Genomic DNA, 25,733 nt, shown 5'->3' on the forward strand with positions numbered 1-25,733 from the left:
GGCGATATGGATCACAAACATCTTAATTACTTTTTGGCGTTAGCTAAGACGCTGCACTTTGCCAGAGCCAGTGAGCTTTGCCATATCAGTGCGCCAACTTTGAGCCGCAACATCAAGCAACTTGAAGAAGAAGTTGGGGTAGTGCTGTTTAATCGGGATAATCGCACTGTCAAATTAACCCGCGAAGGTGAGTCATTTATTGAGTACGCTAATGCAACGCTTGCTAACTGGCACCGTTTTAAGGCTAACGTACAAGAGCCGCAACAGCATGTTTATGGCAATGTCAGTATTTATTGCTCAGTAACCGCCTCTTATAGCTTTTTACACCAAATACTTGAGCAACTGCGAATGCAACATCCATATATTGAAATTACCCTCAATACAGGTGATCCCGCTCTTGCAATTAATCGTGTTTTAGACGGCCATGAAGATATGGCAATTGCTGCAAAACCTATGAAGTTACCGGGGCAAATAGCCTTTACCAGCGTTGGTTACTCACCATTAGTATTGATAGCACCAAAAATAGCATGCCCGATCAGCGAAAAGCTATCTGCTAATGAACAAATTGATTGGTCAGATTTAGAATTTATTGTTGCTGAGCAGGGTTTATCTAGGCAGCGACTTGAGCAGTGGTGGCGTAAAAAAAATATCCATGGCCGAATTTATGCGCAGGTTGCTGGCCACGAAGCCATGGTTTCTATGGTGAGCTTAGGTTTAGGCATTGCCATGGTGCCCAAAATTGTACTGGATAACAGCCCACTTAAAGATAAAGTACAAATAGTGAGTGATGCGGAGCAGACTATTGCAGGATTTGAAATTGGTCTAGCTGTTTTAAATAAAGAGCGACATGATCCGGCACTTAACGCAATTTGGAGTATTGCTCAATCACTTACTCAGCAAGCAATCTAGCTTAAGAGCTAATCACTAACACTTTATTGCTAACTATATTATGTTGATACAAATGGCTTAATTTAAATTAATTATTTAGTATTGGTTTTTGTAAAAAATATTCGTGGTTTTTGCTGGTTTTACGTTTGTAAAATCCTTTTTCATTGATTTTTTTAATGGGGTTGATACCGTATTTTAAAATAATAAAACTTTCATGGCCTAGCCTCATGATACTTTCAGCGCAAGCCGAACACTCTTTAAGCTACTCGAGCCATTGTTTGAAGCTCGCAATTCCTTTAATGGTAAAATACAAAATGCCAATTACACCGCTTAATTATGCGCTTTGGTATTGCTATGTTAGCGAAAAGAATCAAGACTTAAACAAAGAGCTTGATAGTATTATTAAAAAATACAATACCTGCAGTCATGAGCAGGCAAAGCACCTTTTCAACAAGTACTTATCTCGGGACGACTTGGCACTATTTTATCAGCTATCTGGCGGCTTTAATGATGTTGTTGGTAAAGTGCATCAAGATATCAATGAAGCACTTAGTTACTCAGCTGAATTCAACCAAGCTTTGCAAGAATGCCGTGACACACTAACTAGTGCAGATATAAGTCAGGAAAGGGGCTTTGATGATGTACTTGATTGTGTCGAGCGCTTAAGTGATGAGTCGGCAGCTTTGCAAAGTCGTGCACAAGATTTTCAAAATCAGCTTGCGCTGGCTTACTCAGAAATTACAGAATTAAAACAAGAGCTTGTCAGGTCTAGAAGTAAAGCCGAAAAAGACCCGCTTACAGGGCTTTATAACCGCGGTAAGTTTGATGAAGATATCACGCGGTTTTGTCAAACCAATGACTTAGCTGAAGTAACTGTTCTTACTATGGTTGATATCGATCACTTTAAACAATTTAACGACACTTTTGGTCATCAAAAAGGAGACCAAGTTTTGCGTGCAGTTTCAGCAAAACTACTTAAACATGTATCTAGTGTTGGTCAGGCCTATCGTTATGGTGGTGAAGAGTTTTGTTTCACCGCACAGTTTGCAAGTATAAGTGACATGACTAATTTTACTCAGCAGCTGCGTCATGCTGTCGCTAAATTACAGATTAAAGAGCCTAAATCTAATAAGGTGTTAAGCCAAGTCACTGCTAGCTTTGGTATTGCTATAAAAGCTAAAAATAGTAATCCAGAACAACTCATAGCAAAAGCCGATAAAGCACTCTATTTAGCCAAAGAGCATGGCCGAAATCGTATCGAAATCGTCGAAGAGTAACAAACTTAACCGATATATGTATCAAATTTGTGAATAGTTGTAACCTTGCAACGACAGTTTGTTCACATCTTGATATTATGCTCTTATTGCAAAACCCCTTTGGTCGTAAAATAACAATGAAATCTCAAACGATCAGGATGTGCGCAGCGGTTTATGTCTTGATAGGCATGCTAGTAAGTCAAGCAAGCGCCGATGACTCAACGCGCACTGAACGTGAAAGCCGTGTGGCAAATCAACAGATCGATACCCAGCAGTGGCACCTAAGTATTAATACGGGAGCTGGGGTGATCACGAACCCACTTCATGGTGGTAATAACTTACCATTAATTGTGCTGCCTGAAATCGCTTTTTATGGTGAAAAATGGTTCTTTGATAATGGCCGTTTAGGTTATTCATTCCAAGAAAGCGATACTCATGTTGTTAATTTCGTAACCGAGTTCAACCCTGAGACTCGTTTCTTTATAGATTTTCACCCTAGCAATGTTTTCGCACTGCAAACATCGAATAGCTTTATTGTTGAATCGACCACCAGTAATGAACTGGCAGAAAAGTCAGTATCTACGAACGATATTAAAAAAAGACGATGGGCATTAGATGCTGGCTTAAGCTATCACTATATTCATAATAATCATGTTATTTCTTTACAGGCACTAGCCGATGTTTCGGGCGTTTATAAAGGCCTTCGTAGTGCTTTACAATGGCAATCACATCACCGAATAGGAAACCTATCTGTCGCACCTAGCCTTGGGGTTTGGTACAAATCAGCCAGACTAAATGATTATTTTTATGGTTTATCGGCTAAAGAGTCCTCATATGGGGAAATAGATGTTGGCAGTAGTTGGCAACCTTATGCTAAAATCGACGCCCGTTGGCCCCTGAGTGAGGCTAACTCTCTTCGTTTTCATTTAGCATATTATGACTACTCAGCCGTGGATGACAGTCCGCTTTTTGAACACACGTACTCGATGACTGCATTTATAGGATTCAATCATATTTTTTAATATGAAGTATTTTGTTTTTAGTCTGTGTGTGTTTGTTGCTGTTATTTGGGTTACCCCAAGCCATGCGCAAGCGACTCAGTTTGATATCACGCCAAAAGTGTGTGTTGTATTACAACAGCACGAATTTTGTGATCTTGAGTTAAAAATCAGCTGGCAAACACAGCTGCCTCAAGATCTGTGTTTGTTTCAAAATAACCAACAAATTCAATGCTGGAACGACAGCAAAAAAGGGCTTTACAGCCATAAAGCGCGGGTTCAGGTTGAAACAATATACTCCTTAGTCAATCCGCACACGGGGAGCAAAATTGCGACCGCAAAAGTCGAAGTGCAAAGCACCGAAGCAAAAACAACGAGGCGTAGATTACGCTCACCGTGGAGCTTTTTTTAATTCAGGAGCAACCAATGGCAAAGATTTTACTTGTTGAAGATGATCTCGGCTTACAGCAGTTAACACGTGATTACCTTCAACATAATGGGTTGGATGTTGCGGTCCTTGAACGCGGCGACGAAGTATTTGAATACCTTGAAAACAACCCAGTTGATTTAATGATTTTAGATGTCATGTTACCGGGTAAAGATGGCTTTAGCGTTTGCCGTCAGGTACGTGATAAATTTAGCTTACCTATCTTAATGCTGACAGCTAAAGGTGAGGACTTTGACCAAGTGATTGGCCTTGAGCTTGGCGCAGATGATTATGTAATTAAGCCTGCAGAACCTCGTGTATTGTTAGCACGTATCAATGCATTGTTACGTCGCGGTCAAGCTACAAACAAAGCGCCAGAAGAGCTTAGCTTTGGCGATTTAACCATTGATAAAACTAGCCGCATTGTTACACTTAAAGGCAGTGAAATTACACTGACTTCTCATGAATTTGAGCTGCTTTGGTTGCTTGCGTCAAATGCTGGTGAAGTGTTAAGTCGTGAGCATGTTCATCAACACATGATTGGTCGTCAATATGATGGTTTAGACCGAACCGTTGACGTACGTGTATCGCGTATCCGTAAGAAATTAGGTGATAACAGTGATAAACCATACCGAATTAAAACAGTTTGGGGACAGGGTTACCTTTTTGTATCTGACGCATGGGATATGTAATTTTTAATGGGGAAACTATTTGCTAGCTTATATCTTTATATAATAGTTTCTCTGTTTCTAGTTAGTGGGGTCATAGAGCAGTTATGGCCCTACGAAGAAACCCAACAACAAATAGCCCTTGACCAAGAATTTGGTAAATCTCTGTGGTTATTAAGCCAAACTGAAAATGGTTTAGCGACACTCCAGCAAGAATTCGAAAGCGAGATAATTAATCTCACCGACCTTGCTTTACCAAGTGACCTAAAAACGCAGTTGCAAACTGAGCACTACCTATATTTGTTTAACCAAGAGCAAAAAGTCGTTTGGTACATAGCCCTCAATAACACTCAGCTTTTGCAAGTAGGCCCACTTTCTATTGAGAACCCCAACTTTAGCTCCGTTTGGCCTTACTTTTTATTATTGACCGTAATTGGCTTGCCAATTGGACTTTGGAGCCTGTTACTTTGGCGTGACTTTAATAAATTGACGCTCGCCTGTGAAGCTGTAGGAGGATCGCAAGACTTTGAGCTTCACGATGCTTCAAAATCATTTTTTCTGCCGATTACTGATACCCTAAACGCGATGCAAGAGCGTATTCAGTATCTACTGGCTGCGCAGCAAGAACTAACTTCTTCCGTTTCTCATGAGTTTAGAACGCCCCTTGCGCGTTTAAAGTTTGCTGTTGCCATGCTCGAAGAGCAAATCGAGAATGAAAAATCCTACACTTACATTGATAACATGCAGGCTGATATTACAGAGCTTGAAGCACTGGTGTCAGAAATGCTTGAATACGCACGACTTGATTCACACCAACCAAGCTTAAAGCCCCGTTCCTGTGACCTAACAGCGCTTATCAATAGTGTGGTGAATAAACTCGAGTTTGCTACAGATATAGAGGTAGCATTGACTGCACCCAAGCAGCTTTACTACGAGTGTGACGAGCATTTTATGGCGCGTTGTATTCAAAACCTATTGGGCAATGCACAAAAATACGCAAACCATAAAATTCATGTAAGTGTTGAAGAATTAGGGGATTCAATACAAATAAGTGTTGAAGACGACGGCCCAGGGATCGCTAAATCTGAGTGGCAAAGTATTTTTAAGCCATTTACTCGTTTAGATAAAAGTCGTGACAAGAAAACTGGCGGCTTTGGGTTAGGGCTTGCCATTGTTGCTAAAATTGTTAGTTGGCATCAAGGGCAGTCTGAGGTGTGTGACTCACCATTAGGTGGAGCTAAATTTACTATTCATTTGTTTAAAAGTAACTCGCTTTAAATTGCAGACATAAAAAAAGCGCCTGGGGCGCTTTTTAAATATTAAAACCAAAAATAAACAAGTAGCAAAGTAATAGACCGCACTTAATTATAAAAGTTCGAAAAAAGTTTAATTATTTTTCATCTAATAATGGCATTAGCATTTTTTCAAGGCCATTGAGCTTCACTTCATACATCATTGCTAGCTGTGCACCTAACTGGGAATCAGGAAATCCTTGCTGTTTAAACCACACTAAATAAGGTTCTGGCAGCAACAATAAAGGGCGGCCAGCATACTTTCCAAATGGCATTTTAGTATTTATGGCGCGTTTGAGTTGAGCTGTATCCATCTTTATCTCAAAGAAATTTTAAAGTTAGATGATACGGTAAAAAGAGGAGAGAAAATAGGCTGTGACGGGCAAGAAACAGCCTATTTAGTGAGGGATGTAGGCCCTCAGAATAACAACCACTAATTAATTACGGCGTATTAGTGAAGCTGGTGACGACGCTTTTTCGTGAAGCCAAGTTTATTTAGCTTAACGACAATAGCTGGGTCGTCGATTCGTTCTGGTGTCTCACCGTCACGAAGAAAATGATCGCTTGGTACTTGATATACATCGAGCATCTTGTTGAATAGCACTGTTCTGATATCCATTGCAGTCACGCCATTATTTTGTAACTCATCAAGTTGCTGCTGAATATCTGAAAGTTTCCCAGCACGTGCATCATCCGTGTTTGCTAAAAATTCGTTGGTAAACTTATTTTTCATTTAAACAACCTCAATCCATCTAACAGTGCTGAATTAAAAAACAGCGGTACTACACCACACTGTTAAACTTTTTTGTGCTAAAAATAGATACTTAGCTAAGCACCTTGAAATTAATTCTACTCTTTTTTTTAGCCTGATTGCTAATCTGGATGTAAAGCTTTGTAAATAAGTTTGACCCAATAGAGGGACTGATTTGGTTTGTTGTGAAAACTAGTTAGCCAACTAACTGAATACAGTGAAAATAATTCTCAGTACCATGAAAAGGTACCGAGAATTATTTTTTACATTAAGAGAAAAGTTTTTGTTTTACATGCTCTGCGAAGCCGCTACCAGCTTCTAAATAGAAGTTATAAGTAGAGTCGACCCCCATATCTTCTAGTTCTTTTTGCTGATCTGGGTAGTTTGCAATGGCTGTAACTTGACCTTCATAACCAGAAGCACGCAGTTGCTCTAAGGCAAAAATATTTTGCATGTGTTTTGGCATTGCAAGCATCACCATACCTACATGTGAGTGGTTTACCCGCTGCCAAAAGTCAGGGTCAGTGGCATCAGCAAGTAACACTCTGCGGCCACGTTTAATATGCTTATCAACAACATCCGGCTTAATATCGATACCAGCGACAAGGTTAGGGTGAGTTTGGCTGATTGTTTCATAGGCACCTGTACCAATTCGACCCATACCAAAGATCACGATTTTAGTGTCATTTAGATTAACTGGCAGCTCTTCTGCAAGACGGCTGTCGCTTTCAAATTTTAGTAGCCAATGTTCTATTTTTACATACACTTCATTCGAGCGTTTATTTAATGGTGATGCGAGTATAAAGGTGATTGACACAGCGATAGCCATGACGGCTAGCCATTCAGATGTGATCATATTGCTGGTGGCCGCAACGGCGCAGACAATTAAACCAAATTCACTGTAATTAGCTAAGCTAAACGCGCTTAATAGTGAAGTACGAGCACGTAATTTGAAGGCGTTTGTTAGCACATAATAAAGTGCAACTTTTACAGGCAAAACTAAAATAATGATGAGTGCAACAATCACGGCATGGCTGGTCAGCTCTGCATTCAAACCAATATTTAAGAAAAAACCAACCAGCAACACGTCTTTTAAATTAAGGAGTGACTTTGATAATTCACCGGCTTTTTTATGCGATGCGAACATCATACCGATAATCAACGCACCTAAATCACCTTTAAGGCCTGCAAATTCGAAGGCCTGATAGCCAATAATTAGCGCAAAGAAAAAACCAAACAGGGGTAATAACTCACCATGCTTTGAGCGGTTTAATACCCAAAACATCACAGGGCGTAAAATAGGTAAACCCAATAATAATGCCAAAGCCCAAATGTTAGGTGCTTTACCTGTGCTGATGGCTAAGAAGACAACGGCAAAGATATCTTGCATAACCAAAATACCAATGGCGATTTTACCATGGAGGCTAGCCATTTCACCGCGTTCTTCAAGCACTTTTACAGCAAAAACGGTGCTTGAGAAGCTAAAAGCAAAGCCGACTAACAATGCACTTTGCCAAGTAAGCTCGTTAAATAAAGGCAGTGCAAGGGCACCTAGCAACAACATAAAACCACTAAATAGCGTACTGCTTAAAACAATATGCATTGAGGCGGGCGCCCAAACTTGTGGTTTTATTAAGTTTGATACTTTGAGCTTAAGACCAATGCTAAACAATAACAAAGTAACACCCAAGCTTGCCAACGTATTCAGCAGCTCGGTTGTCTTATATCCATATATGTTGAGTGCAAAACCCGCTAATAAAAAGCCGATAAGAGGTGGCAGCTTTAACTGATAAACAGCAAAGCCACAAACGAACGCGGTAGCAAAGTAGATTAGTTCCATAGTTTTTCTTTTGACTTCATTTGTTAGAAGTGTAGCGAAATATTTGTAGTAGGAAAACAATATCAGACAGTAAGAGTTCAAAAAATAAGCACTTATACATGATTTATTGATTAATCCGCCAAAAGCATCATTTTTTCGCTGACATTAGCTTTTAATTGTGGTTAAGATGCATTAACAAAGGAATTTAAGCCATAGGTTAGAAGCTGGCTTAAGGAGAAAAGATGTTTAAGAAAATCCTTGCATCAGTAGGTATTGGTGCAGCAAAAGTTGACACTGTACTTGAGACAGAGCATTTACAACCGGGTCAAAAATTTAATGCCGTTATTGTTATTAAAGGCGGCGATGTTGATCAAGACATATCGGGTTTAGACTTAGCACTGATGACACGTGTTAAAGTCGAAGGTGAAGATGGTGAGTATTTTACAAACCATGTAATTGAAAAGTGGCGAATTACAGATATCGGCACGATTGCAGCAGGTGCTGAAAAACATATTCCATTTGAAGCGCGACTGCATTCAGAAACACCGATCACTGAAATTAATGCTGGTTATAACCAATCACATGTGTGGCTTGAAACAGGCTTGGATATTGATTTAGCACTTGATCCAACTGATCGTGATGCACTTCATATTTATCCTAACGATGCTGTAAGCACGTTGATGGAAGCGATGGATAGACTTGGCTTTAGCTTAGTAAAAGCGGATGTTGAAAAAGGCTTCTTAAGAGCACCTACATTTCAATCACATTCGGGATGCTATCAAGAGCTAGAGTATCGACCAAACAGCCGAAGCCTATTTGGTCTACAAGAGATAGAGTTGTCGTTTGTTCCTGAAGCGCACAAAACTCATGTACTCATTGAACTTGATCGTGCCTTTAGAGGGGATGGTTATGTCGATTTAACCATTGAGCATGATCATGTAAATCTGTCGCAGCTGTGTGATCAGCTAGAGCGATTATTTGCTTAAAGATTAACGACTGAATAGCGAGTTAAAACCCAGCTACGGCTGGGTTTTTTGTCTTCAAAAAGGAGAGTTATGTTTTCTGTTAAAAGTTATAGTGAACTCAGTAAAGATGAATTATTTGCCATTTTACGGGCGCGGGTTGATGTATTTGTGGTAGAACAAACTTGTCCTTACCCAGAAATTGACGAAGTGGATAACAATGAACTGACCCAGCACGTGTTCTTGTTTAAAGATCAACAAGTGGCAGCCTATGCACGATGCTATAAAAAGAATGAGCAATTTAGCGCATTTGGTCGTGTGCTGGTAGCAGAGCAATTTCGTGGTGAAGGACTCGCAACCAAGCTGGTGCAAACTGCGATAGACACATGTAAAAAGCATTGGCCTGACAAAGCGATTATGATTGGTGCTCAGTGTTATTTAACAGGGTTTTATCAGCAATTTGGTTTTGAAAATGTGGGCGATGATTACCTAGAAGATGGCATTCCACATCAAGATATGTGTTTGAAGTAGCCTAAATGGCCACTTCAAACATAAACATTTGTTAGCTTAACAGAGAGTTAGCAAATACGAGCGAAATGGCTAGTGGGCAAATAAACTTGATATACCATGGCCATACTTTCCAGAAGAAGCTATTGGCAGCTTCAGGGCATCCTTGTTGAATTTCTTTTAGCAGTGACGCGCGATGCCAAATCCAACCAACAAAAATACAACACATTAAGCCTAGAATCGGTTGACCAATCTTAGTGGTTAAGGTGATCACAAAGCCAAACAAGGTGCCTAGGTTAAAGACAATTGTAAAACTAATGAGCGCAATAATACCGCCAATGATCCATGTAGCTTGCACACGCTTTAACGCAAAGCGTTCAACAGCATAGGAAACAGGTGCTTCTAGCATCGAAATCGATGAGGTTAACGCTGCAATACTCATTAACGCAAAAAATGCAAAGCCAACAAAAATACCCACATTACCCATGCTAGTGAATAGTGCCGGCAGCACTTGGAATACTAAGGTATCTTCTGAAAGTAGTGCGCCTTCAGCAGAGAAAATTTGTACGCCTTGAGCTTGAGCAACATACATAGCTGGAATAATGAGTAAACCCGCTACAAAGGCAATGAACACATCGATTAAAGTCACATAAGCGCCTAACGATACTAGGTTTTCTTTTTTGCTAATGTATGAGCCGTAGATGATCATTACGCTGGTACCAAGCGACAATGAGAAAAATGCTTGTCCTAGTGCATTCACTAATAACTCAGGGTTTAAAATCGATGAAAAGTCTGGCACTAAATACGCCTTTAGACCTTCCATTGCGCCATCTTGCGTCATTACATAGATGATTAGCATAAACAAAATCCCTAACAGGGCAGGCATTAAGCGCTTAGACCATTTTTCTATGCCGTTTTCTACGCCCTTAGAGATAATAGAGACGGTTAAAATAATAAATGCGGCAGTGAATAGAAGGTTTCTTGATAGTGACTGCTCACTAAGCCAAGTACCAGCTTGCTCTTGACCGGCTAATTGTGCAACAGGTTCAAGGGTCGCACTCAGCATCCAGCCAGCCACAATCGCATAGAAGCTTAAAATTAGACCCGCACAAATAATACCGCCAAAACCCACCATGAAGGCGAACTTCTTTTGCCATGCTTGATTCGTTACTTTTCGAAGTGAAGTGACGGCATTAGCTTGACCATGACGACCAATTACTAACTCAGCCATTAAAGCAGGATAAGCAAGACAAAATGCTAACACTAAATAAGCCACTAAAAACGCGGCACCGCCATTACTTGCAGTTTGTGTTGGGAAACCCCAAATATTTCCTAAGCCAACAGCAGAGCCTGCTGCAGCCATAATAAATCCAAAGCGGGAGCTGAACTCCCCACGTGATGCGCTCATATTATTGTTACTTCTCTATTTGTGACGGCGCTGACAATCTACTCGAATTAACACTAAATAAAAAGGGTTAATCATCCGCATTTTGGTTGTTCTTCGTTATGTGCGAGCTGTCAGCGTAGAATTCGTGCAATTGCGCATTACAATACGAAACAATTAACACAAATGAAACATGTTTATTGGCTTTTATTTTGGATTGTTAAGCTAAAACACGCGCCACCTAGTTGCTTACTTTTTGATACTTCGACCGTGCCATGATGCCAATCAACCACTTTCGCAACGATAGCAAGGCCAAGCCCGTAGCTTTCTCCATCCCGGTTACGATGTGTTTGTTCTTGGAAAAATGGACTAAATACTTTTTGCCAGTTTTGTTCGCTGACACCCGGACCGTCATCTTCAATTTTTATGGTAACGGATTCACTGGTACTCGTAGCACTGAGTAAAATTTCTGATTCAGCAAAGTCGCAAGCATTACTTAATAAGTTAACAATGGCCCGAGCTAACCAGTGTAAATCAGCACAAATATCATCGCCTTCAACGTGGTGATTAATACGCAAGCCTTGTTGTTCAAGCTTAGGTTCAATCTGATGGATTAAAGTCAGAATATAGATTTCTAGATCAGAATGATTAAAGGTCAGCTGATTCGCTTTTTGCTCAAGGGTTGCAAATGCCAAGTAACTTTTTAGCATTGACTCCATTTGATCTAAGTCGTTTTCCATTCGTGCAAGATACTCAAGGCGCTTTTCGTCATTGCTACAATCCTGTGCTGCCTCTAGACCAAATCGTAAGCAGGCGATAGGTGTGCGAATATCGTGAGATAAACTTGATGCCATTAACTTATTTTCATCAAGAAGTTTTTCAATTTGACTCGCCATACGGTTGAATGTCAGCTCAACATCTTTGATATAGGTAAAGTGAGATAAGTGAATACGGCTTTTTAAATCACCTTTAGCAAAGCGTTGTGCCGCTTCGTTTAATACCGTTAAACGCTTGGCCAGTGGCGCAATGATAAAGCCCATAAATACGCATAACCCAGCGTAGAACAACAAGGTGAGTAATACATCGTTGCCTTGCTCGTGTGTTAAGTCTTTATCTAAACGCATTTTTAAGTGGTGCGTGCCTAAAGCGGCTTCACTATAAAGCAAATAGTAGCCTTGTTGATCTTCGAGGATAAGGCCGCTAGGTTGGGTCATTTGTGCTAACAATGAATGAGGTAGCGCGAGCGACTGTGTAGGGCGATACTCTAGTTGCACAGCAAAGTTTTGGTTAATTTCTGTAATTGCTTGCTCACGATCTTTAGCATCATGCTTAGCGAGTTGCTTTGCAAAGCCTTTAATCATTTGTGTTTCGCTAGAAAACACATCTTGAGGTGCTTGGGTTTGTTGGCTAAAAGCATCAATTAGCCAACCCAACACGATGATTGAAAGCAGGGCACTGCCAAGGAGTGAGATATAGAACTTTTTCACAGGCGCGAGTCGTTATTGCCAAGCAGTGGCAACAAGTAAATAGCCTTTGCCCCAGATAGTTTTAATTTTTTCAGGGTGCTGAGGGTCATCATTAAATTTTTTACGTAATGATGAAATCAGCACATCCACACTTCTGTCTAAGCCATCATATTCGCGCCCTTTCGTTGCCTTAAATACCGCATCACGTGAAACTACTTGGCCTGCATTACTTGCTAAATAATGCAGTAGTAGGTACTCAGCGCTTGAGATATGAACCTCATCATTATTAAAGTAAACGGTACGTGACTCAGTATTGATTGATAACTTACCCACATTAATAAGCTCAGAGCTTGTGCTTGATTCTTGTGTATCTGATTTAGAGCGAAGTGCTGCTTTTATACGTGCTAATAAAGCGCGAGGGCGAACGGGTTTCATCATGTAATCACTGGCACCAACTTCAAGGCCAATCACTTCATCCATTTCATCATCACGTGCGGTGAGCATAATAATCGGGGCGTGATAAAACTGTCTTAAATCACGGCACACACTAATACCGTCTTGACCCGGAAGCATAATATCTAACAAAACTAAGTCAGGGGTTGTTTTACGTACCTGCTCAACGACTTGGTCGCCACGTTGGCATATGGTTGTTTGGTAGCCTTGTTCAATTAAATATTCCGCAACCCAATTGGCGAGAGAAATATCATCTTCTACTAATAAGATAGTTCCGTAATGTTCCATTATTTACTCCTGCTTAGAACAGCCGCCAACGACGTTTCTTCTGACGATTTTGATAGACCCACTGTAATTGTATTTCAGTGCTTGCGACAACCTTACCGTTATCACTGCTTATAAGTTCAAAACCTATGGTTTGTGCTGAATCAAATTGGTATCTAAATAAGCCTTTTTGTTGCATCAACCAGCACTGAATAATGTGCTTGCTTTGTGCGTTACGTAAGCAGTAATTGCCAACTTGCTCTTGATGCCATGTTAAATCAACTTCTGCGAAGCAATTTCTACCTTCACGCAGCGCTACGCAAGTGTCGGGCAGGGCAACTAACGCATTTTCAATATCTTTCTTACCTGCAGACTGTTGCTCAGCGAGTAATGGCCCCGACAGTAATAAGGTAAAGCACAAGTAATACTTAGAAAACATAACGCACGCCTACCTTGGCTTTATGCTGATACTCTTGAGAAATTATAGGGCTTTGGTGAATATCGTTTGAAAACCAAGTCGATAACCAACCAGTTAGAAACACCCAATGCCTGTTAATTGGGTATTCTGCATGCAATTCAAAAATAAGGCTGTAAGAGGTATCTGGGTTATATACAGGGCGATTTTCTAGCGCTTCAGCTTCTGAAATGCCAAAGTAGTAATTTGTAAAATCTTCTGAGTAGGCACTTAAGCCAACGCCAGAGCGAAATTCCCAATTTCGCCAAGGGATGATCTGGCTAAAAAACGAATTCATTACCCAGCCATTATGTGCACCTGAAATATCATGCAGGTATTCAAATGAAATTTGCGAGTTTTCAAAGCGACGTGATAGGCGAAGACCTACATCAAAGTCGTAGTCGCGTGTTCTGATCCCTTCAAGCTCTTTAATTACTTCGTTACCATAAATATTTAAGCCTGTTTCATCAAAGCCAGATTGAATGTTGGTGCCGACAATATCTAAGCCCCATTCAAATTTATCGATAACACTGTAACCTAGGGTTAAACCGCCGCTAAGTTGGCTTTGGTCGTAATCGAGGTAAAAGCTGTTGTAAGAAACGGCGAGGTGTACGTCTGGCTCTATGCCATCATTATAAGAGTCCATGCCTACAAGGTAAGAATCTTCAATGTAGTAACCTAAACCAATGCCCCAGTCCCATGCAAAGCCTTGGCTTGGCTCTAAAGTATTGTCTGCATAATAGCGGTTACTTGCTTGGCTTGTGCTACTAAGCAAGGTTAAACATATCAATAATAGGGCACTGTAAGCTCGCAATGTTGCTTCCTTGTCTGTGAGAAAGGGTAATAGCTTATAGTATATTGTTAAGGAGTTCCTGTAATCTGTAAAAAAATGTAGTAACAGAAATTGGAAGTGTAAGAAAGTGTTGCAAATTCAAGGAGGGAAGCTGTTTGCCTATGGGCAGACAAACAGCAAAAGTTAGTTACTGAACTTTTATTTTATCGATTAAAATGCTGCTCAGGTAGTACTGCATCATAGGTGTAAGTGCACTAATTTCTGTACGGTTACACGGTCCTTGTTCCTTTTTAAATTCGTTCATTCGCGTGATAGTTTGATAAGCAGGAATCGTTACTTCTTGGTTAACTCGTGCCATACGTGCCTCTTCAGAGTTTTGTTCATGTACAAAAGTCGCTACTTCAAGTTCATTCTTTATTAGCTGCTGTTGTTCAAAGCTGTAGATCAGAGGCTCACGGTGAAAGCTTGCGCTGTCAATTGATGACTTTGCAAACCACACAACATCACCGGTTTTTCTATGAGTTAAGCGCATGCTTACTTGACCTAAGATCGTTGCACATTGCTGAACTGGAAACTGTTTTGCTACTTCATCAAATAAAGGCAGAGGCTTTTCTGGTATTACCAATTGATATTCTGTGTCTTCTATAAGCTCAAGATCAAGCTGATGAATAGATAGGGTATAATCTGCTTTAGTGCCATCTTCTACAACCTTTAATTGTTTGGCTGCAAGTGCTTCTCTAAGCTGACCATAAAGGGTATCAGTCACACTGGTTTTGTCGGCAACTATCACCACAGTTTGGTTTTTACTCACTGCATGTGCAGGCAACTGTACTGACTTCACTTTAGGAGCTGCATGCTCTGTTTGGTACTCAACTTGAAAACGTTGGCTTTGTAAGCTTGGTTTCTTTGGCATCGAAAGTAATGGTGCAGGTTCAGGTTTAAGGGCACAACCAGCTGAAATTAAAGTAAAAAACAAAACTACAAGTAAGCGCATGAAAAATAGTCTACCCATAAAAAATTAAGATTAAGCGTATTGTACGTTAGTCGAGGCAAAAGTTCATGATATTATGTTATAAGAAACTTCCTAAACAGACTTAAAAAAATAAATAATGAAGTACAGCTTATCTTTAATCCCTTTTCTTTTTTCTTTTTTACTGCTTTTTGTTAGCGGAGAAGCTGCTTCGAGTGATAAGCAATGGCAAACTTTCGTTGCTGATTATAATAAACACCTTACCCGAAAATTAAAAAGTAAAGGGATACCAGGTGGTTCATTGGCGATTGTAAATATTGGTCATGATGATTTTATTAATGGTATTGGTCGAACAAAAATAGAAAAAGGTCGTAAAGTCGATAAACATACCCGCTTTCGATTGGCATCAGTCTCTAAAACCTTTGCGGGCTCATTAACTGCTAAACTTGCAGCGCAAGGGGAGTTTAATATTGATGACCCAATAAGTAAGTTTATTCCTGCTTTTTCTAATACTGCTTACAAAGATGACTTAAAAATTTATCACATCCTTAGTCATTCTAGTGGCCTAGTACCTAATGCATACGATAACCTAATTGAGTCTCGTATGAGTTATCCAGACATTGTCGAGCGGCTATTGACTGTTGAGCCTATCTGTAAACCAAGCGAGTGTTACGGCTATCAAAATGTGATGTTTAGTTTGATTGACTCAGTGATTTATCAATCAACACAGATGGACTACTCACATTGGATTTCAGAATATATATTTGCGCCATTAAAAATGGTGGATGCCAGTGTTGGTTTTGAGGGAATGGTTAAAGACAATAACTATGCTCACCCTCATGTACGCGGTAGAAAGCGTTGGTATACATCAAGGTTGAAGAAGAACTATTATAAAGTGCCTGCGGCTGCAGGTGTGAACGCCAGCGCAAATGACATGGCTATTTGGTTGAATGCACAGTTAGGACAATACCCAGACGTATTACCACTAGACGCGTTGATCAAACAAACGCGTCCTTATACACATACAAAAAAAGAAACGCGTCGCCGAGTTTGGCGAAGTCATGTTAAAGACGCATACTATGGATTGGGCTGGCGTGTTTACAACTATGATGATGAAGTACTTTATTACCACAGTGGTTGGGTACAAGGTTATCGCAGCGATATTGTGGTGTTCCCACATTTAAATATAGGGTTCAGCTTAGTTCTAAATGCTGAAACAGGGTTAATTAATGAGCTAACCACCGAGTTTATTAATCGGGTACTTAAATACACACGAGAACAAAAATAGCTTAAGAAAAAAGTTTAGTTACAAATTAATGCAAAATTATTTTTGTCTACAAAAAAGCCAGCATATTTGCTGGCTTTTTCTGATTCGAAATTTCACAAGGCAGGATTAACCGCGTGGTAATTGAATCTTTTTCTCTTCGCTTTGGCGATACAATACAATTGTATGGCCAATTGTTTGTAGTTTTGTTGCGCCTGTCTCGCGAACAATTGCATCAAAAATCAATGCTTTAGTTTCACGTTCATCTGTAGGAACTTTAACTTTGATTAGTTCATGAATTTCTAGAGCGCTTTCAATTTCAACTAAAACGCCTTCTGTTAATCCGTTTGCACCAAGTAATACAACAGGTTTTAAACTGTGCGCTTGGCCTTTTAAAAACTGCTTTTGTTTGTTCGATAATTTCATCATGTTACAAATTTTGCTGAATATGGCTTGAATTAAGGGTATTCTAACGCCATCTAAAGAATATTACTAATTAGTTACGTATTAATTTTATGGCAAATAAAAAACATTCAGCCAGTTCTAAGCGTTGGCTGAAAGAACATTTCGACGATCCTTATGTTCACGAAGCGCAAAAGAAAGGTTGGCGTTCTCGTGCGGTATTCAAATTAGACGAAATTCAAAACAAAGATAAATTAATCAAACCATCGATGACGGTGGTTGACTTAGGTGCTGCGCCAGGTAGTTGGTCGCAATATCTAGCAGAAAAAGTAGGTGATAAAGGCCAAGTAATTGCTTGTGATATCTTGCCTATGGACTCGCTTGCAGGTGTTGACTTCTTACAAGGCGACTTTCGTGAAGAAGCGGTGCTTGATGCGCTTTTAACGCGTATTGATGGAAAAAATGTTGATGTAGTTTTTTCTGATATGGCACCTAATATGAGTGGCAATACATCTGTTGACCAAGCTGGTAGTATGTACTTAGTTGAGTTGGCATTAGATATGTGTCACCAAGTTTTAAAGAAAAATGGCGCATTTTGTGTCAAAGTCTTCCAAGGCGAAGGATTTGATCAATACTTGCAGGAAGTACGTAATAGCTTTAAAGCGGTTAAAATTAGAAAGCCCGATGCATCACGCGCCCGTTCTCGGGAAGTTTATATAGTGGCGACAGGCTACAAACTGTAGTACAGTTGTGCTGCGTTAAGTTGAATTTAAATTAATTGGATACAAGAGGTTAACTCCTTGAGCGATATGGCGAAAAATCTAATACTCTGGCTGGTCATTGCAGTAGTGCTAATGTCAGTGTTTCAGAGCTTTAATGGTGGTGATCAGGCAGATCGCCAAACAAGTTACACTCAATTTGTTAGCGACGCTCGTAGTGGCGCTATCCAAGAGGTCTCAATTGAAAGCACCACAGGTACGATTACTGGTACTAAAACAAATGGTGAGCGCTTTCAAACCATCATGCCAATGTATGATAAAGACATCTTGAATGATCTTTTAAAAAGCAACGTTAATGTAAAAGGCGTTAAGCCAGAAGAGCAGTCATTCCTCGCCAGCATTTTAATCTCTTGGTTCCCGATGTTACTGCTTATTGGTGTATGGATTTTCTTCATGCGTCAAATGCAAGGTGGTGGCGGTAAAGGCGCGATGTCTTTCGGTAAGAGTAAAGCGCGCCTGATGAGTGAAGACCAAGTTAAAACTACGTTTGCTGATGTCGCTGGTTGTGACGAAGCGAAAGAAGATGTAACTGAGCTGGTTGACTTCTTACGTGACCCATCAAAATTCCAAAAGCTAGGTGGTAGCATCCCGAAAGGCGTGTTGATGGTTGGCCCTCCAGGTACGGGTAAAACGTTACTTGCTAAAGCAGTAGCTGGTGAAGCTAAAGTGCCATTTTTCACAATTTCAGGTTCTGATTTCGTTGAAATGTTTGTAGGTGTTGGTGCATCACGTGTACGTGACATGTTTGAGCAAGCGAAAAAAGCAGCACCTTGTATCATCTTTATAGATGAAATCGATGCAGTAGGCCGTAAACGTGGCGCTGGCATGGGTGGTGGTCACGATGAGCGTGAGCAAACACTAAACCAAATGCTTGTTGAAATGGACGGCTTTGAAGGTAACGAAGGTATTATCGTTATCGCTGCAACGAACCGCCCAGATGTATTAGACCCAGCGTTATTACGTCCTGGTCGCTTTGACCGCCAAGTTGTTGTTGGTCTTCCTGATATTCGTGGCCGTGAACAAATCCTTAAAGTTCACATGCGTAAAGTGCCACTAGGCGACAACGTAGAAGCCGCAGTTATTGCACGTGGTACGCCAGGTTTCTCTGGTGCTGACCTTGCAAACTTAGTTAACGAAGCCGCGTTATATGCAGCTCGTGGTAACAAACGCGTAGTAAGCATGGCAGAGTTTGACGCTGCAAAAGATAAAATCATGATGGGTGCAGAGCGCAAGACCATGGTGATGAGTGAGCAGGAAAAAGAAATGACTGCTTACCATGAAGCGGGTCACGCGATTGTTGGTCGCATGGTACCTGAACATGATCCAGTTTATAAAGTGTCTATCATTCCTCGTGGACGTGCGTTAGGTGTTACTATGTACTTGCCTGAGCAAGACCGTGTGAGCCACTCAAAAGAGCTTTTAGAGTCAATGATCTCTAGTCTTTACGGTGGTCGTATTGCTGAAGCGCTGATCTACGGTGAAGATAAAGTGACAACTGGTGCAAGTAACGATATTGAACGTGCAACAGATATTGCTCGTAAAATGGTTACTCAATGGGGTCTTAGTGAAAAACTAGGTCCATTACTTTACGCTGAAGATCAAAACGAAATGTACATGGGTGGCGGCGGTAGTCGCTCTATGAGCATGTCTGATGAAACAGCGAAAGTGATCGACACAGAAGTTCGTTTATTCTCAGATCGTAACTATCAACGTGCAGAGCAAATCCTAAAAGATAACATTGATATCTTACATGCGATGAAAGATGCACTAATGAAGTACGAGACGATTGATGCGGGTCAAATTGATGACTTAATGGCTCGTCAGCCTGTACGTGAGCCGCGTGATGTTCATGACCGTCGCTCAGATGATAAAAAGCCTAGTGCGAAGGCTGAGCCTGTTGTTAATGAGACAAAAGCGGATGATTCAGTAAAAAAGGATGAAACAAGCCTTGATGACAAACCTGAATAGTCGTTAAAATATAAAAAGCAAAAGCCCCGGATGCCGGGGCTTTTTTGTAGCATAAAATTGGCTCACTATCGTTGTTGAGCAAATGCATGGAAGTTTGAAGGTAAAAATGACCGCTCTTAAATTACCCCGAGGTCGTATTTTACACCTCGACTCCCCAGTGGTGATGGGGATTCTAAATGTCACTCCTGATTCATTTTCTGATGGTGGAAGTTATTGCCAGCTAGACAGCGCTGTCAAACAAGCTCATACGTTATTAAATCAAGGTGCAAAAATAATTGATATAGGTGGTGAGTCAACTCGCCCAGGGGCACCTGATGTATCTCTTGAAGATGAACTTGAACGCGTTATTCCTTTAGTTAAAGCGCTTAGAGCAAGCAGTGATTGTATTATTTCCATTGATACCAGCAAAAGTGAAGTAATGCGCCAAGCAATAATTGCAGGGGCTGACATAATCAATGATGTCAGAGCATTACAGGAGCCTGGGGCGGTAGAGGTGTTGGCACAATACCCAGAGGTAGCAATTTGCTTAATGCATATGCAAGGTCAGCCTCGCACTATGCAAAGTAACCCACATTATGATGATTTATTTGCTGATATTAACGAATTCTTTGCAGAGCGTTTAGCCGCGTGTGAGCAAGCGGGCATTCAGCAACAACGTATTATTTTAGACCCAGGTTTTGGCTTTGGTAAAACACTGGCTCATAATTACGAAATCTTAAATAAGTTTGATGTATTTAACCAATTCAAGTTACCGGTTCTTGCGGGGTTATCTCGTAAATCAATGATCGGTAATTTATTAAATAGAGACACACATGAACGCTTAGCGGGAAGCCTTGGCGGCGCGCTGATTGCAGCACAAAATGGTGCTAAAATCATTCGCGTTCATGACGTACAAGAAACAGTTGATGTGCTTAACGTTTGGCAAGCATGTACTAAAGGAATTACAAATGAGTAAAACAAGAAAATATTTTGGCACGGACGGTGTACGAGGCATGGTTGGTGAGTACCCAATCACTCCAGAATTTGCGCTAAAGCTTGGATGGGCTGCAGGTCGTGTTTTATCAAAAATTGGCACTAAAAAGGTTATTATTGGTAAAGATACCCGCATTTCTGGCTATATGCTTGAAACATCACTTGAGGCAGGTTTGATTGCTGCTGGTATTGATGTAGTTTTGTTAGGGCCAATGCCAACACCAGCAGTTGCATATCTTACGCAAACTTTCCGTGCTGAAGCGGGTATTGTAATTAGTGCATCTCATAATCCTTACCATGATAACGGTATTAAATTCTTTTCAAGCAGGGGCTTAAAGCTACCTGATGAAGTTGAGCTTGAAATCGAAGCTATGATGGATGAGCCAATGACCTGCGTTGCCTCTGACAAGCTTGGTAAAGCGCGTCGTTTAGAAACAGCTGATGGTCGCTACATTGAGTTTTGTAAAAGCCAATTCCCACAAGGCTTATCGCTAGAAGGTCTAAAAATTGTACTCGATTGCGCAAATGGTGCTACATACCATATTGCACCGTCAGTAATGCGTGAGTTAGGTGCTGAGGTTATCTGTCACGCCTGCGAGCCAAACGGGGTAAATATCAACCTTGAGTGTGGTGCAACCCATGTTGAAACGCTTAAACGCAAAGTATTAGAGCATAATGCTGATGTTGGTATTGCCTACGATGGTGATGGTGACCGAGTAATGATGGTTGACCACAATGGTCGTGTATTTGATGGTGATGACATTGTCTATATTATTGCTTGCCAAGCTGCAAATGACGATATTTTAGGTGGTGGTGTCGTTGGCACTGTTATGTCAAACATGGGTCTAGAAAATGCCTTAAAAGCGCGCGGTATTGGTTTCGCTCGCAGTAAAGTAGGCGATCGTTACGTGATGGAACTACTGCAAGAAAATGGCTGGAAAATCGGCGGTGAAAGTTCAGGTCACGTATTAAATCTTGATTTAATCAGCACGGGTGATGGCATTATCTCAAGCTTGCAAGTGTTAGCAGCAATGGTTGCACAGAATAAAACGTTGCAAGACTTAGGGGCTGGTTTTACAAAATACCCAATGAAAATGATCAATGTTCGTTACCCTCAAGGTACCGATCCGACGCAAGATCAAGCTGTAGTTGACATGGTAGCTCATGTTGAAGAGCAATTAGGCGATACAGGCCGAGTATTACTTCGAAAATCAGGTACAGAGCCTGTCGTTCGAGTAATGGTTGAAGCTGAGCAGGAAAAAGTTGTGCTTGATAGTGCTCGCAAAATAGCTGAAGTTGTCGAAACTGTGAGCAAACAAACCCAAGCATAACAATAACCTCTTGTAACTTTGGGCGAGTCGAGTTAGTATCTTGCCCGCTTTCTAATGTGGAGTGGAATAATGGCAACACGTAAGCCGATGGTCGCAGGTAATTGGAAAATGAACGGCTCTTTAGAGCTTGTTAAACAGTTATCAACTGCTATCAAAAATGTTCAATCGGATGAACTGCATATAGTGGTGTTTCCACCATTCCCATTGTTGAGTTCTTTGCAGCAACAAAACGTCACGTTTGGTTCGCAAACAGTCTCTGAAAACCAAGCTGGTGCTTTTACTGGTGAAGTAGATGCTCAGTTAGTAAAAGACTTAGGGGCAACTTACACCTTGGTTGGTCACTCTGAACGTCGTAGCATTTACGGTGAGTCAGATGACGTTGTTGCAGATAAGTTTGCGCGAGCGCAGCAAGTTGGCTTAACTCCTATCCTATGTGTGGGTGAAAGCGAGCAGCAACGTGAAGCAAACGAAACTGAATTAGTGGTTGCAGCTCAAATTGATGCTGTAATTAGCAAATTAGGTGTAGCAGCACTGAAGAATTCTGTGGTAGCATACGAGCCCGTTTGGGCCATTGGCACAGGTAAGACTGCCTCTCCTGAGCAAGCGCAAGCCGTGCACAAGTTTATCCGCGAGAAGATTGCTTCTTCAGATAGCGACGTAGCACAGCAATTAACCATCTTATATGGTGGTAGCGTGAATGAAAAAAATAGCGAATTATTATTTGCACAACCAGATATAGACGGCGGCCTTATTGGTGGCGCGAGTCTTAAAGCAGATTCATTTACTGCTATCTGTGAAAGTGCAAAAGGGACCGTATAAGATGTACGAAATTTTATTAGTAGTTTATTTAATTGTTGCTTTAGCATTAGTTGGTATGGTTTTAATCCAACAAGGTAAAGGCGCAGATATGGGTTCATCATTTGGTGCTGGCGCTTCTGGTACCGTATTTGGCTCATCAGGTGCTGGTAACTTCATGACTAAAACAACAACAATCTTAGCGACGATTTTCTTCGTACTAAGTATTGTTCTAGGTAACCTTACTGCAGGTCAAATCAAAAAGACTGATGAGTGGGAAAACCTAGAAGCTGCGCCAGCTGTTGAAACTGTAACGCCAGCACAATCTGATGTGCCTGCGACAGAAGATAAAACGTCTGACGTACCTAACTAATTAGCTTTGCTAATTATCGTTAAGCAGTTTTCACTCCTCAAGTAAACGTTAAGCTTAACAACATACAGAATTGTATGCGGATGTGGTGGAATTGGTAGACACGCCATCTTGAGGGGGTGGTGGCTTCGGCCGTGGGGGTTCAAGTCCCCCCATCCGCACCAAAATTAAAAAGCTGTAACTCACTGAGTTACAGCTTTTTTCGTTTTAGTGCTTAATAAAACAAAATGCGCACCTTTATAGTGCTTTTATTCTAATGGTATTCCCCTGCCCGAGATTAACTTATTGATTATTAAGTAAAATAAAACTTGGAGCCTTCCTTGCTTAACTAGAGTGGGTATCTCTACTACTTTGAGGAAGCAAGATGGCAAGAATGAGTTATTTAAGTGCTATAGAACGCTATGAAGAGCAACAACAGCTTATTCATGAACTGCTTCTTTCTATACTTGCCAGTGTTCAGGCATCGTTGACTAACAAGCAAGCGTATCAACAGCTTGTCAATCAATACCCATTTCTAGAATTACAATATTGTTTGAATGAGCAAGGCATTCAGCAAGGTGATAATGTTTGTTTTAAGCGTCAGTACAAAAAGAAACTAGGTAATGTTGGAGCTGGGCAAGATTTAAGCGCTCGACCTTATTTTTTAGTCGCCTCTGCTGCGCCTGTTCCGCACTTTACTTCGCCATATATTTCGACTGCGACTAAACACCTTTGTATCTCAGTGATCAAAACAATCCCTTCAGGCAACGATGAACAGCAGTTTTTGGTTATCGATGTGTGTTTAACAGAGCTGATTGAATTTATTATGGGAGACACCAAGCGAGCCAGAATGACTCCTTACTTTAAGGTAGGTTATGGCCTGATTGTAGCTTGCTTATTCTGTTTGGTATTTTACCTGTTATATAAAGTGTTTGCCGGTATGGTGGACTTAGTCATAAGCGAAGATACCCAGTCAGACCCGCTTAAGCCTTTTACCATTATTATCTTTGTTACTTTAGCGTTGGCCATTTTTGATTTAGGCAAAACAATTCTAGAAGAAGAAATCCTCATGCATAAGGATATTTTTCGCCACAGCTCAACAAGACGTACGATCACACGTTTTATCTCAACAATTTTGATTGCTGTATCGATAGAAGCTTTACTAACCATGTTTAAAGCAGCACTCGGGCAAACTGAGTATGTTATACCTGCTGTATTGATGATGTTTGCTGTGGTAGGTCTGTTGATTGCACTGGCAATTTACGTTTACCTAGGCGCCAAGGCTGAAGATGTATTGACCCAGGTGCAACGCTTAAAAGTAAAACATTAATGAATAGGGCGCTTTGTTTAAAACGCAGCGCCCTGAAATTGATTAAAGTGTACCGCCAATACCAATACTAGGGTTAACGTACACAGGGCCTACTTTAAACGGCGCATTAATATCTAGGCTTGCATATGGGGTGCAGGCATTTAAAGCTAACATTGCAGCCGCAAGAGCTGCTAAGCGAATCATTTTTTTATTCATTACATTTGCTCCTGAATTACAATACCAGCGCCTGCTGGATCACGAATAATGGCGACGCTGCCACTTCGTACTTTGTCATTTGGTGCCATTAGAACTATGCCGCCTGCGGCGGTTACTTTTAATAGGGTCGCGTCAACATCGGCTACTTTAATGTAATTCACCCATGTGTTACCTATCTCGGCATCTGGTTTTTTTACAAAGCCAATCGCAGGTGTGCCATTTAGGGCTAAGTAGCTGTAATTGCCATTTTTAAGCGGTTTACTTTGTGCTGAATAATTACCAAGTGATTGGTAAAAGGCTTTGCTCTGCTCTGGGTTATCACTCCATACTTCTTGCCAAATCCAGCCGTTATCAGTTTGCTGAGTTTCAGGGTCACCATTTACGGTATTGATCAGTGAAAAAACAGCCCCTTGGGGGTCTTCTAATACAGCAATAGTGCCACGGCCTTTAATTTCGGTACTGCTTACTAAGACTTTACCTCCGGCTGCGATCGTTTTTTCACTAACGGCAGCGATGTCTTTACTACTGATAAGGCTCAGCCAATGGCTGGCATTTTGTTTATTATCAAGCTCTGCCATACCAGCAATTAATTTTCCATCTAATGATGCCAGCGTATAGCTGTCGTTAACGGCTTCGAATTGCCAACCAAATACACTGCCATAAAATGTTTGAGATTGTGCCAAATTGGGTGTAATCAAATCATGCCACACAACGTGACCTGAGTTTTTTGTTCCTGAATCACTGATTGCAGGTAATTCACTTGAGGTAAGCTGGCAACCTGTCAATGAGACCGCTGTGACTGCCATTAAAATTGCAGCGCGTAAGGGGGTGAGTAATTTCAAAGTTTGCTCCTTGCAAAATGGGGTCAAGTAAAAGCATAGACCATTATTTGTTTGTTATTCAATCAAAAACGATTTTCCCAAAAGGCAAAGAGTTAAATAATTATTTTGCAAAAATACTTAAAGCTTTGAGCAATGCTGTATAGAGCAAGTTATA

28 protein-coding genes and 1 tRNA gene are annotated in these 25,733 nt (G+C 40.8%); 17 read left to right on the plus strand and 12 right to left on the minus strand.

Translation table 11 applies throughout. From position 1 onward, the window contains the following. The first annotated feature begins 6 nt into the window (after nt 1-6). The 6 genes from ilvY to HUS62_RS06815 all read left to right on the plus strand — a co-directional run bounded on the left by ilvY (nt 7) and on the right by HUS62_RS06815 (nt 5,515). On the plus strand, nt 7-909 hold the full coding sequence (gene ilvY / locus HUS62_RS06790) for an HTH-type transcriptional activator IlvY (RefSeq protein ID WP_175078966.1): 903 nt from the start codon (nt 7-9) through the stop codon (nt 907-909). A gap of 206 nt (nt 910-1,115) precedes the next feature. Next, nucleotides 1,116-2,165: a GGDEF domain-containing protein gene (locus tag HUS62_RS06795; protein WP_175078967.1), complete on the plus strand. Its 1,050-nt coding sequence runs from the start codon at nt 1,116-1,118 to the stop codon at nt 2,163-2,165. A gap of 167 nt (nt 2,166-2,332) precedes the next feature. Continuing rightward, nucleotides 2,333-3,166 (plus strand): MipA/OmpV family protein, encoded by an 834-nt coding sequence (locus HUS62_RS06800; protein ID WP_175079019.1) that lies wholly within the window; start codon nt 2,333-2,335, stop codon nt 3,164-3,166. Between the two features lies 1 nt (nt 3,167). Then, nucleotides 3,168-3,554 (plus strand): DUF3019 domain-containing protein, encoded by a 387-nt coding sequence (locus HUS62_RS06805; RefSeq protein ID WP_054561875.1) that lies wholly within the window; start codon nt 3,168-3,170, stop codon nt 3,552-3,554. Nucleotides 3,555-3,568: 14 nt separating this feature from the next. After that, on the plus strand, nt 3,569-4,261 hold the full coding sequence (locus tag HUS62_RS06810; RefSeq protein ID WP_054562019.1) for a response regulator: 693 nt from the start codon (nt 3,569-3,571) through the stop codon (nt 4,259-4,261). A gap of 6 nt (nt 4,262-4,267) precedes the next feature. Beyond that, complete coding sequence (locus HUS62_RS06815) at nt 4,268-5,515, plus strand: ATP-binding protein (RefSeq protein ID WP_175078968.1); 1,248 nt, start codon at nt 4,268-4,270, stop codon at nt 5,513-5,515. A gap of 112 nt (nt 5,516-5,627) precedes the next feature. Here the strand turns inward: HUS62_RS06815 and HUS62_RS06820 are convergent, their stop codons facing one another. The 3 genes from HUS62_RS06820 to HUS62_RS06830 all read right to left on the minus strand — a co-directional run bounded on the left by HUS62_RS06820 (nt 5,628) and on the right by HUS62_RS06830 (nt 8,120). Then, nucleotides 5,628-5,843 carry a DUF3820 family protein gene (locus tag HUS62_RS06820; protein WP_062564309.1) on the minus strand — a complete coding sequence of 72 codons (216 nt, stop codon included), beginning with the start codon at nt 5,841-5,843 and terminating at the stop codon, nt 5,628-5,630. 137 nt (nt 5,844-5,980) lie between these two features. After that, on the minus strand, nt 5,981-6,262 hold the full coding sequence (locus tag HUS62_RS06825; protein ID WP_175078969.1) for a hypothetical protein: 282 nt from the start codon (nt 6,260-6,262) through the stop codon (nt 5,981-5,983). A gap of 286 nt (nt 6,263-6,548) precedes the next feature. Further along, nucleotides 6,549-8,120 carry a cation:proton antiporter family protein gene (locus HUS62_RS06830; RefSeq protein ID WP_175078970.1) on the minus strand — a complete coding sequence of 524 codons (1,572 nt, stop codon included), beginning with the start codon at nt 8,118-8,120 and terminating at the stop codon, nt 6,549-6,551. Nucleotides 8,121-8,341: 221 nt separating this feature from the next. On the opposite strand from HUS62_RS06830, the gene HUS62_RS06835 reads away from it, so the two are divergent. Together HUS62_RS06835 and HUS62_RS06840 are read left to right on the plus strand one after the other, a co-directional pair. Next, nucleotides 8,342-9,085, plus strand: a complete 744-nt coding sequence (locus HUS62_RS06835) for a sporulation protein (protein ID WP_054561870.1) — start codon at nt 8,342-8,344, stop codon at nt 9,083-9,085. A gap of 69 nt (nt 9,086-9,154) precedes the next feature. Next, on the plus strand, nt 9,155-9,592 hold the full coding sequence (locus tag HUS62_RS06840; RefSeq protein WP_175078971.1) for a GNAT family N-acetyltransferase: 438 nt from the start codon (nt 9,155-9,157) through the stop codon (nt 9,590-9,592). Between the two features lie 31 nt (nt 9,593-9,623). Here HUS62_RS06840 and HUS62_RS06845 read toward each other — a convergent pair whose 3' ends face one another. The 6 genes from HUS62_RS06845 to HUS62_RS06870 all read right to left on the minus strand — a co-directional run bounded on the left by HUS62_RS06845 (nt 9,624) and on the right by HUS62_RS06870 (nt 15,376). Then, complete coding sequence (locus HUS62_RS06845; protein ID WP_063529127.1) at nt 9,624-10,976, minus strand: sodium-dependent transporter; 1,353 nt, start codon at nt 10,974-10,976, stop codon at nt 9,624-9,626. Between the two features lie 173 nt (nt 10,977-11,149). Continuing rightward, the gene (locus HUS62_RS06850; protein ID WP_175078972.1) at nt 11,150-12,439 is read right to left on the minus strand and encodes an ATP-binding protein; all 1,290 of its coding nucleotides are present in this window, start codon (nt 12,437-12,439) and stop codon (nt 11,150-11,152) included. Nucleotides 12,440-12,451: 12 nt separating this feature from the next. Then, nucleotides 12,452-13,159, minus strand: coding sequence for a response regulator transcription factor (locus tag HUS62_RS06855; protein WP_175078973.1), 708 nt, complete (start codon nt 13,157-13,159; stop codon nt 12,452-12,454). Nucleotides 13,160-13,172: 13 nt separating this feature from the next. Continuing rightward, a complete protein-coding gene (locus HUS62_RS06860) occupies nt 13,173-13,574 on the minus strand; it encodes a DUF3019 domain-containing protein (protein WP_175078974.1) in 402 nt (133 codons plus the stop codon). Continuing rightward, nucleotides 13,564-14,403 (minus strand): MipA/OmpV family protein, encoded by an 840-nt coding sequence (locus HUS62_RS06865; protein ID WP_175078975.1) that lies wholly within the window; start codon nt 14,401-14,403, stop codon nt 13,564-13,566. The genes HUS62_RS06860 and HUS62_RS06865 overlap by 11 nt, the downstream gene beginning before the upstream one ends. A 166-nt stretch (nt 14,404-14,569) precedes the next feature. Further along, entirely contained in the window at nt 14,570-15,376 is an 807-nt protein-coding gene (locus HUS62_RS06870) for a hypothetical protein (RefSeq protein ID WP_175078976.1), read from the minus strand. A gap of 115 nt (nt 15,377-15,491) precedes the next feature. Between HUS62_RS06870 and HUS62_RS06875 the strand changes: the two genes are divergently transcribed. Next, entirely contained in the window at nt 15,492-16,640 is a 1,149-nt protein-coding gene (locus HUS62_RS06875; protein ID WP_175078977.1) for a serine hydrolase, read from the plus strand. A 105-nt stretch (nt 16,641-16,745) separates the two neighbouring features. On the opposite strand, the gene yhbY is transcribed toward HUS62_RS06875, so the two are convergent. Then, on the minus strand, nt 16,746-17,042 hold the full coding sequence (gene yhbY / locus HUS62_RS06880; protein WP_062564320.1) for a ribosome assembly RNA-binding protein YhbY: 297 nt from the start codon (nt 17,040-17,042) through the stop codon (nt 16,746-16,748). Nucleotides 17,043-17,131: 89 nt separating this feature from the next. Between yhbY and rlmE the strand changes: the two genes are divergently transcribed. From rlmE to HUS62_RS06920, 8 genes are all read left to right on the plus strand, one after another. Next, nucleotides 17,132-17,761: a 23S rRNA (uridine(2552)-2'-O)-methyltransferase RlmE gene (rlmE, locus tag HUS62_RS06885; RefSeq protein ID WP_054551703.1), complete on the plus strand. Its 630-nt coding sequence runs from the start codon at nt 17,132-17,134 to the stop codon at nt 17,759-17,761. Nucleotides 17,762-17,827: 66 nt separating this feature from the next. Then, nucleotides 17,828-19,765 carry an ATP-dependent zinc metalloprotease FtsH gene (gene ftsH, locus HUS62_RS06890; protein ID WP_055196998.1) on the plus strand — a complete coding sequence of 646 codons (1,938 nt, stop codon included), beginning with the start codon at nt 17,828-17,830 and terminating at the stop codon, nt 19,763-19,765. A 106-nt stretch (nt 19,766-19,871) separates the two neighbouring features. Continuing rightward, nucleotides 19,872-20,720 carry a dihydropteroate synthase gene (gene folP / locus HUS62_RS06895; protein WP_175078978.1) on the plus strand — a complete coding sequence of 283 codons (849 nt, stop codon included), beginning with the start codon at nt 19,872-19,874 and terminating at the stop codon, nt 20,718-20,720. After that, a complete protein-coding gene (gene glmM, locus HUS62_RS06900; RefSeq protein WP_055196995.1) occupies nt 20,713-22,068 on the plus strand; it encodes a phosphoglucosamine mutase in 1,356 nt (451 codons plus the stop codon). The genes folP and glmM overlap by 8 nt, the downstream gene beginning before the upstream one ends. A 69-nt stretch (nt 22,069-22,137) precedes the next feature. Continuing rightward, nucleotides 22,138-22,887: a triose-phosphate isomerase gene (tpiA, locus tag HUS62_RS06905; RefSeq protein ID WP_175078979.1), complete on the plus strand. Its 750-nt coding sequence runs from the start codon at nt 22,138-22,140 to the stop codon at nt 22,885-22,887. 1 nt (nt 22,888) lies between these two features. Continuing rightward, entirely contained in the window at nt 22,889-23,236 is a 348-nt protein-coding gene (secG, locus tag HUS62_RS06910) for a preprotein translocase subunit SecG (protein ID WP_054551698.1), read from the plus strand. A gap of 76 nt (nt 23,237-23,312) precedes the next feature. Next, a tRNA-Leu gene (locus tag HUS62_RS06915) sits at nt 23,313-23,397 on the plus strand. 200 nt (nt 23,398-23,597) lie between these two features. Next, entirely contained in the window at nt 23,598-24,542 is a 945-nt protein-coding gene (locus tag HUS62_RS06920; RefSeq protein WP_175078980.1) for a general glycosylation pathway protein, read from the plus strand. A 42-nt stretch (nt 24,543-24,584) separates the two neighbouring features. Here the strand turns inward: HUS62_RS06920 and HUS62_RS06925 are convergent, their stop codons facing one another. Together HUS62_RS06925 and HUS62_RS06930 are read right to left on the minus strand one after the other, a co-directional pair. After that, nucleotides 24,585-24,737, minus strand: a complete 153-nt coding sequence (locus HUS62_RS06925; RefSeq protein ID WP_167350228.1) for a hypothetical protein — start codon at nt 24,735-24,737, stop codon at nt 24,585-24,587. Beyond that, nucleotides 24,737-25,579 (minus strand): VOC family protein, encoded by an 843-nt coding sequence (locus HUS62_RS06930; protein WP_258536730.1) that lies wholly within the window; start codon nt 25,577-25,579, stop codon nt 24,737-24,739. The genes HUS62_RS06925 and HUS62_RS06930 overlap by 1 nt, the downstream gene beginning before the upstream one ends. Between the last annotated feature and the right edge of the window lie 154 nt (nt 25,580-25,733).

The sequence above is a fragment of the Pseudoalteromonas sp. 0303 genome (assembly GCF_013349995.1).
GTDB lineage: Bacteria > Pseudomonadota > Gammaproteobacteria > Enterobacterales > Alteromonadaceae > Pseudoalteromonas.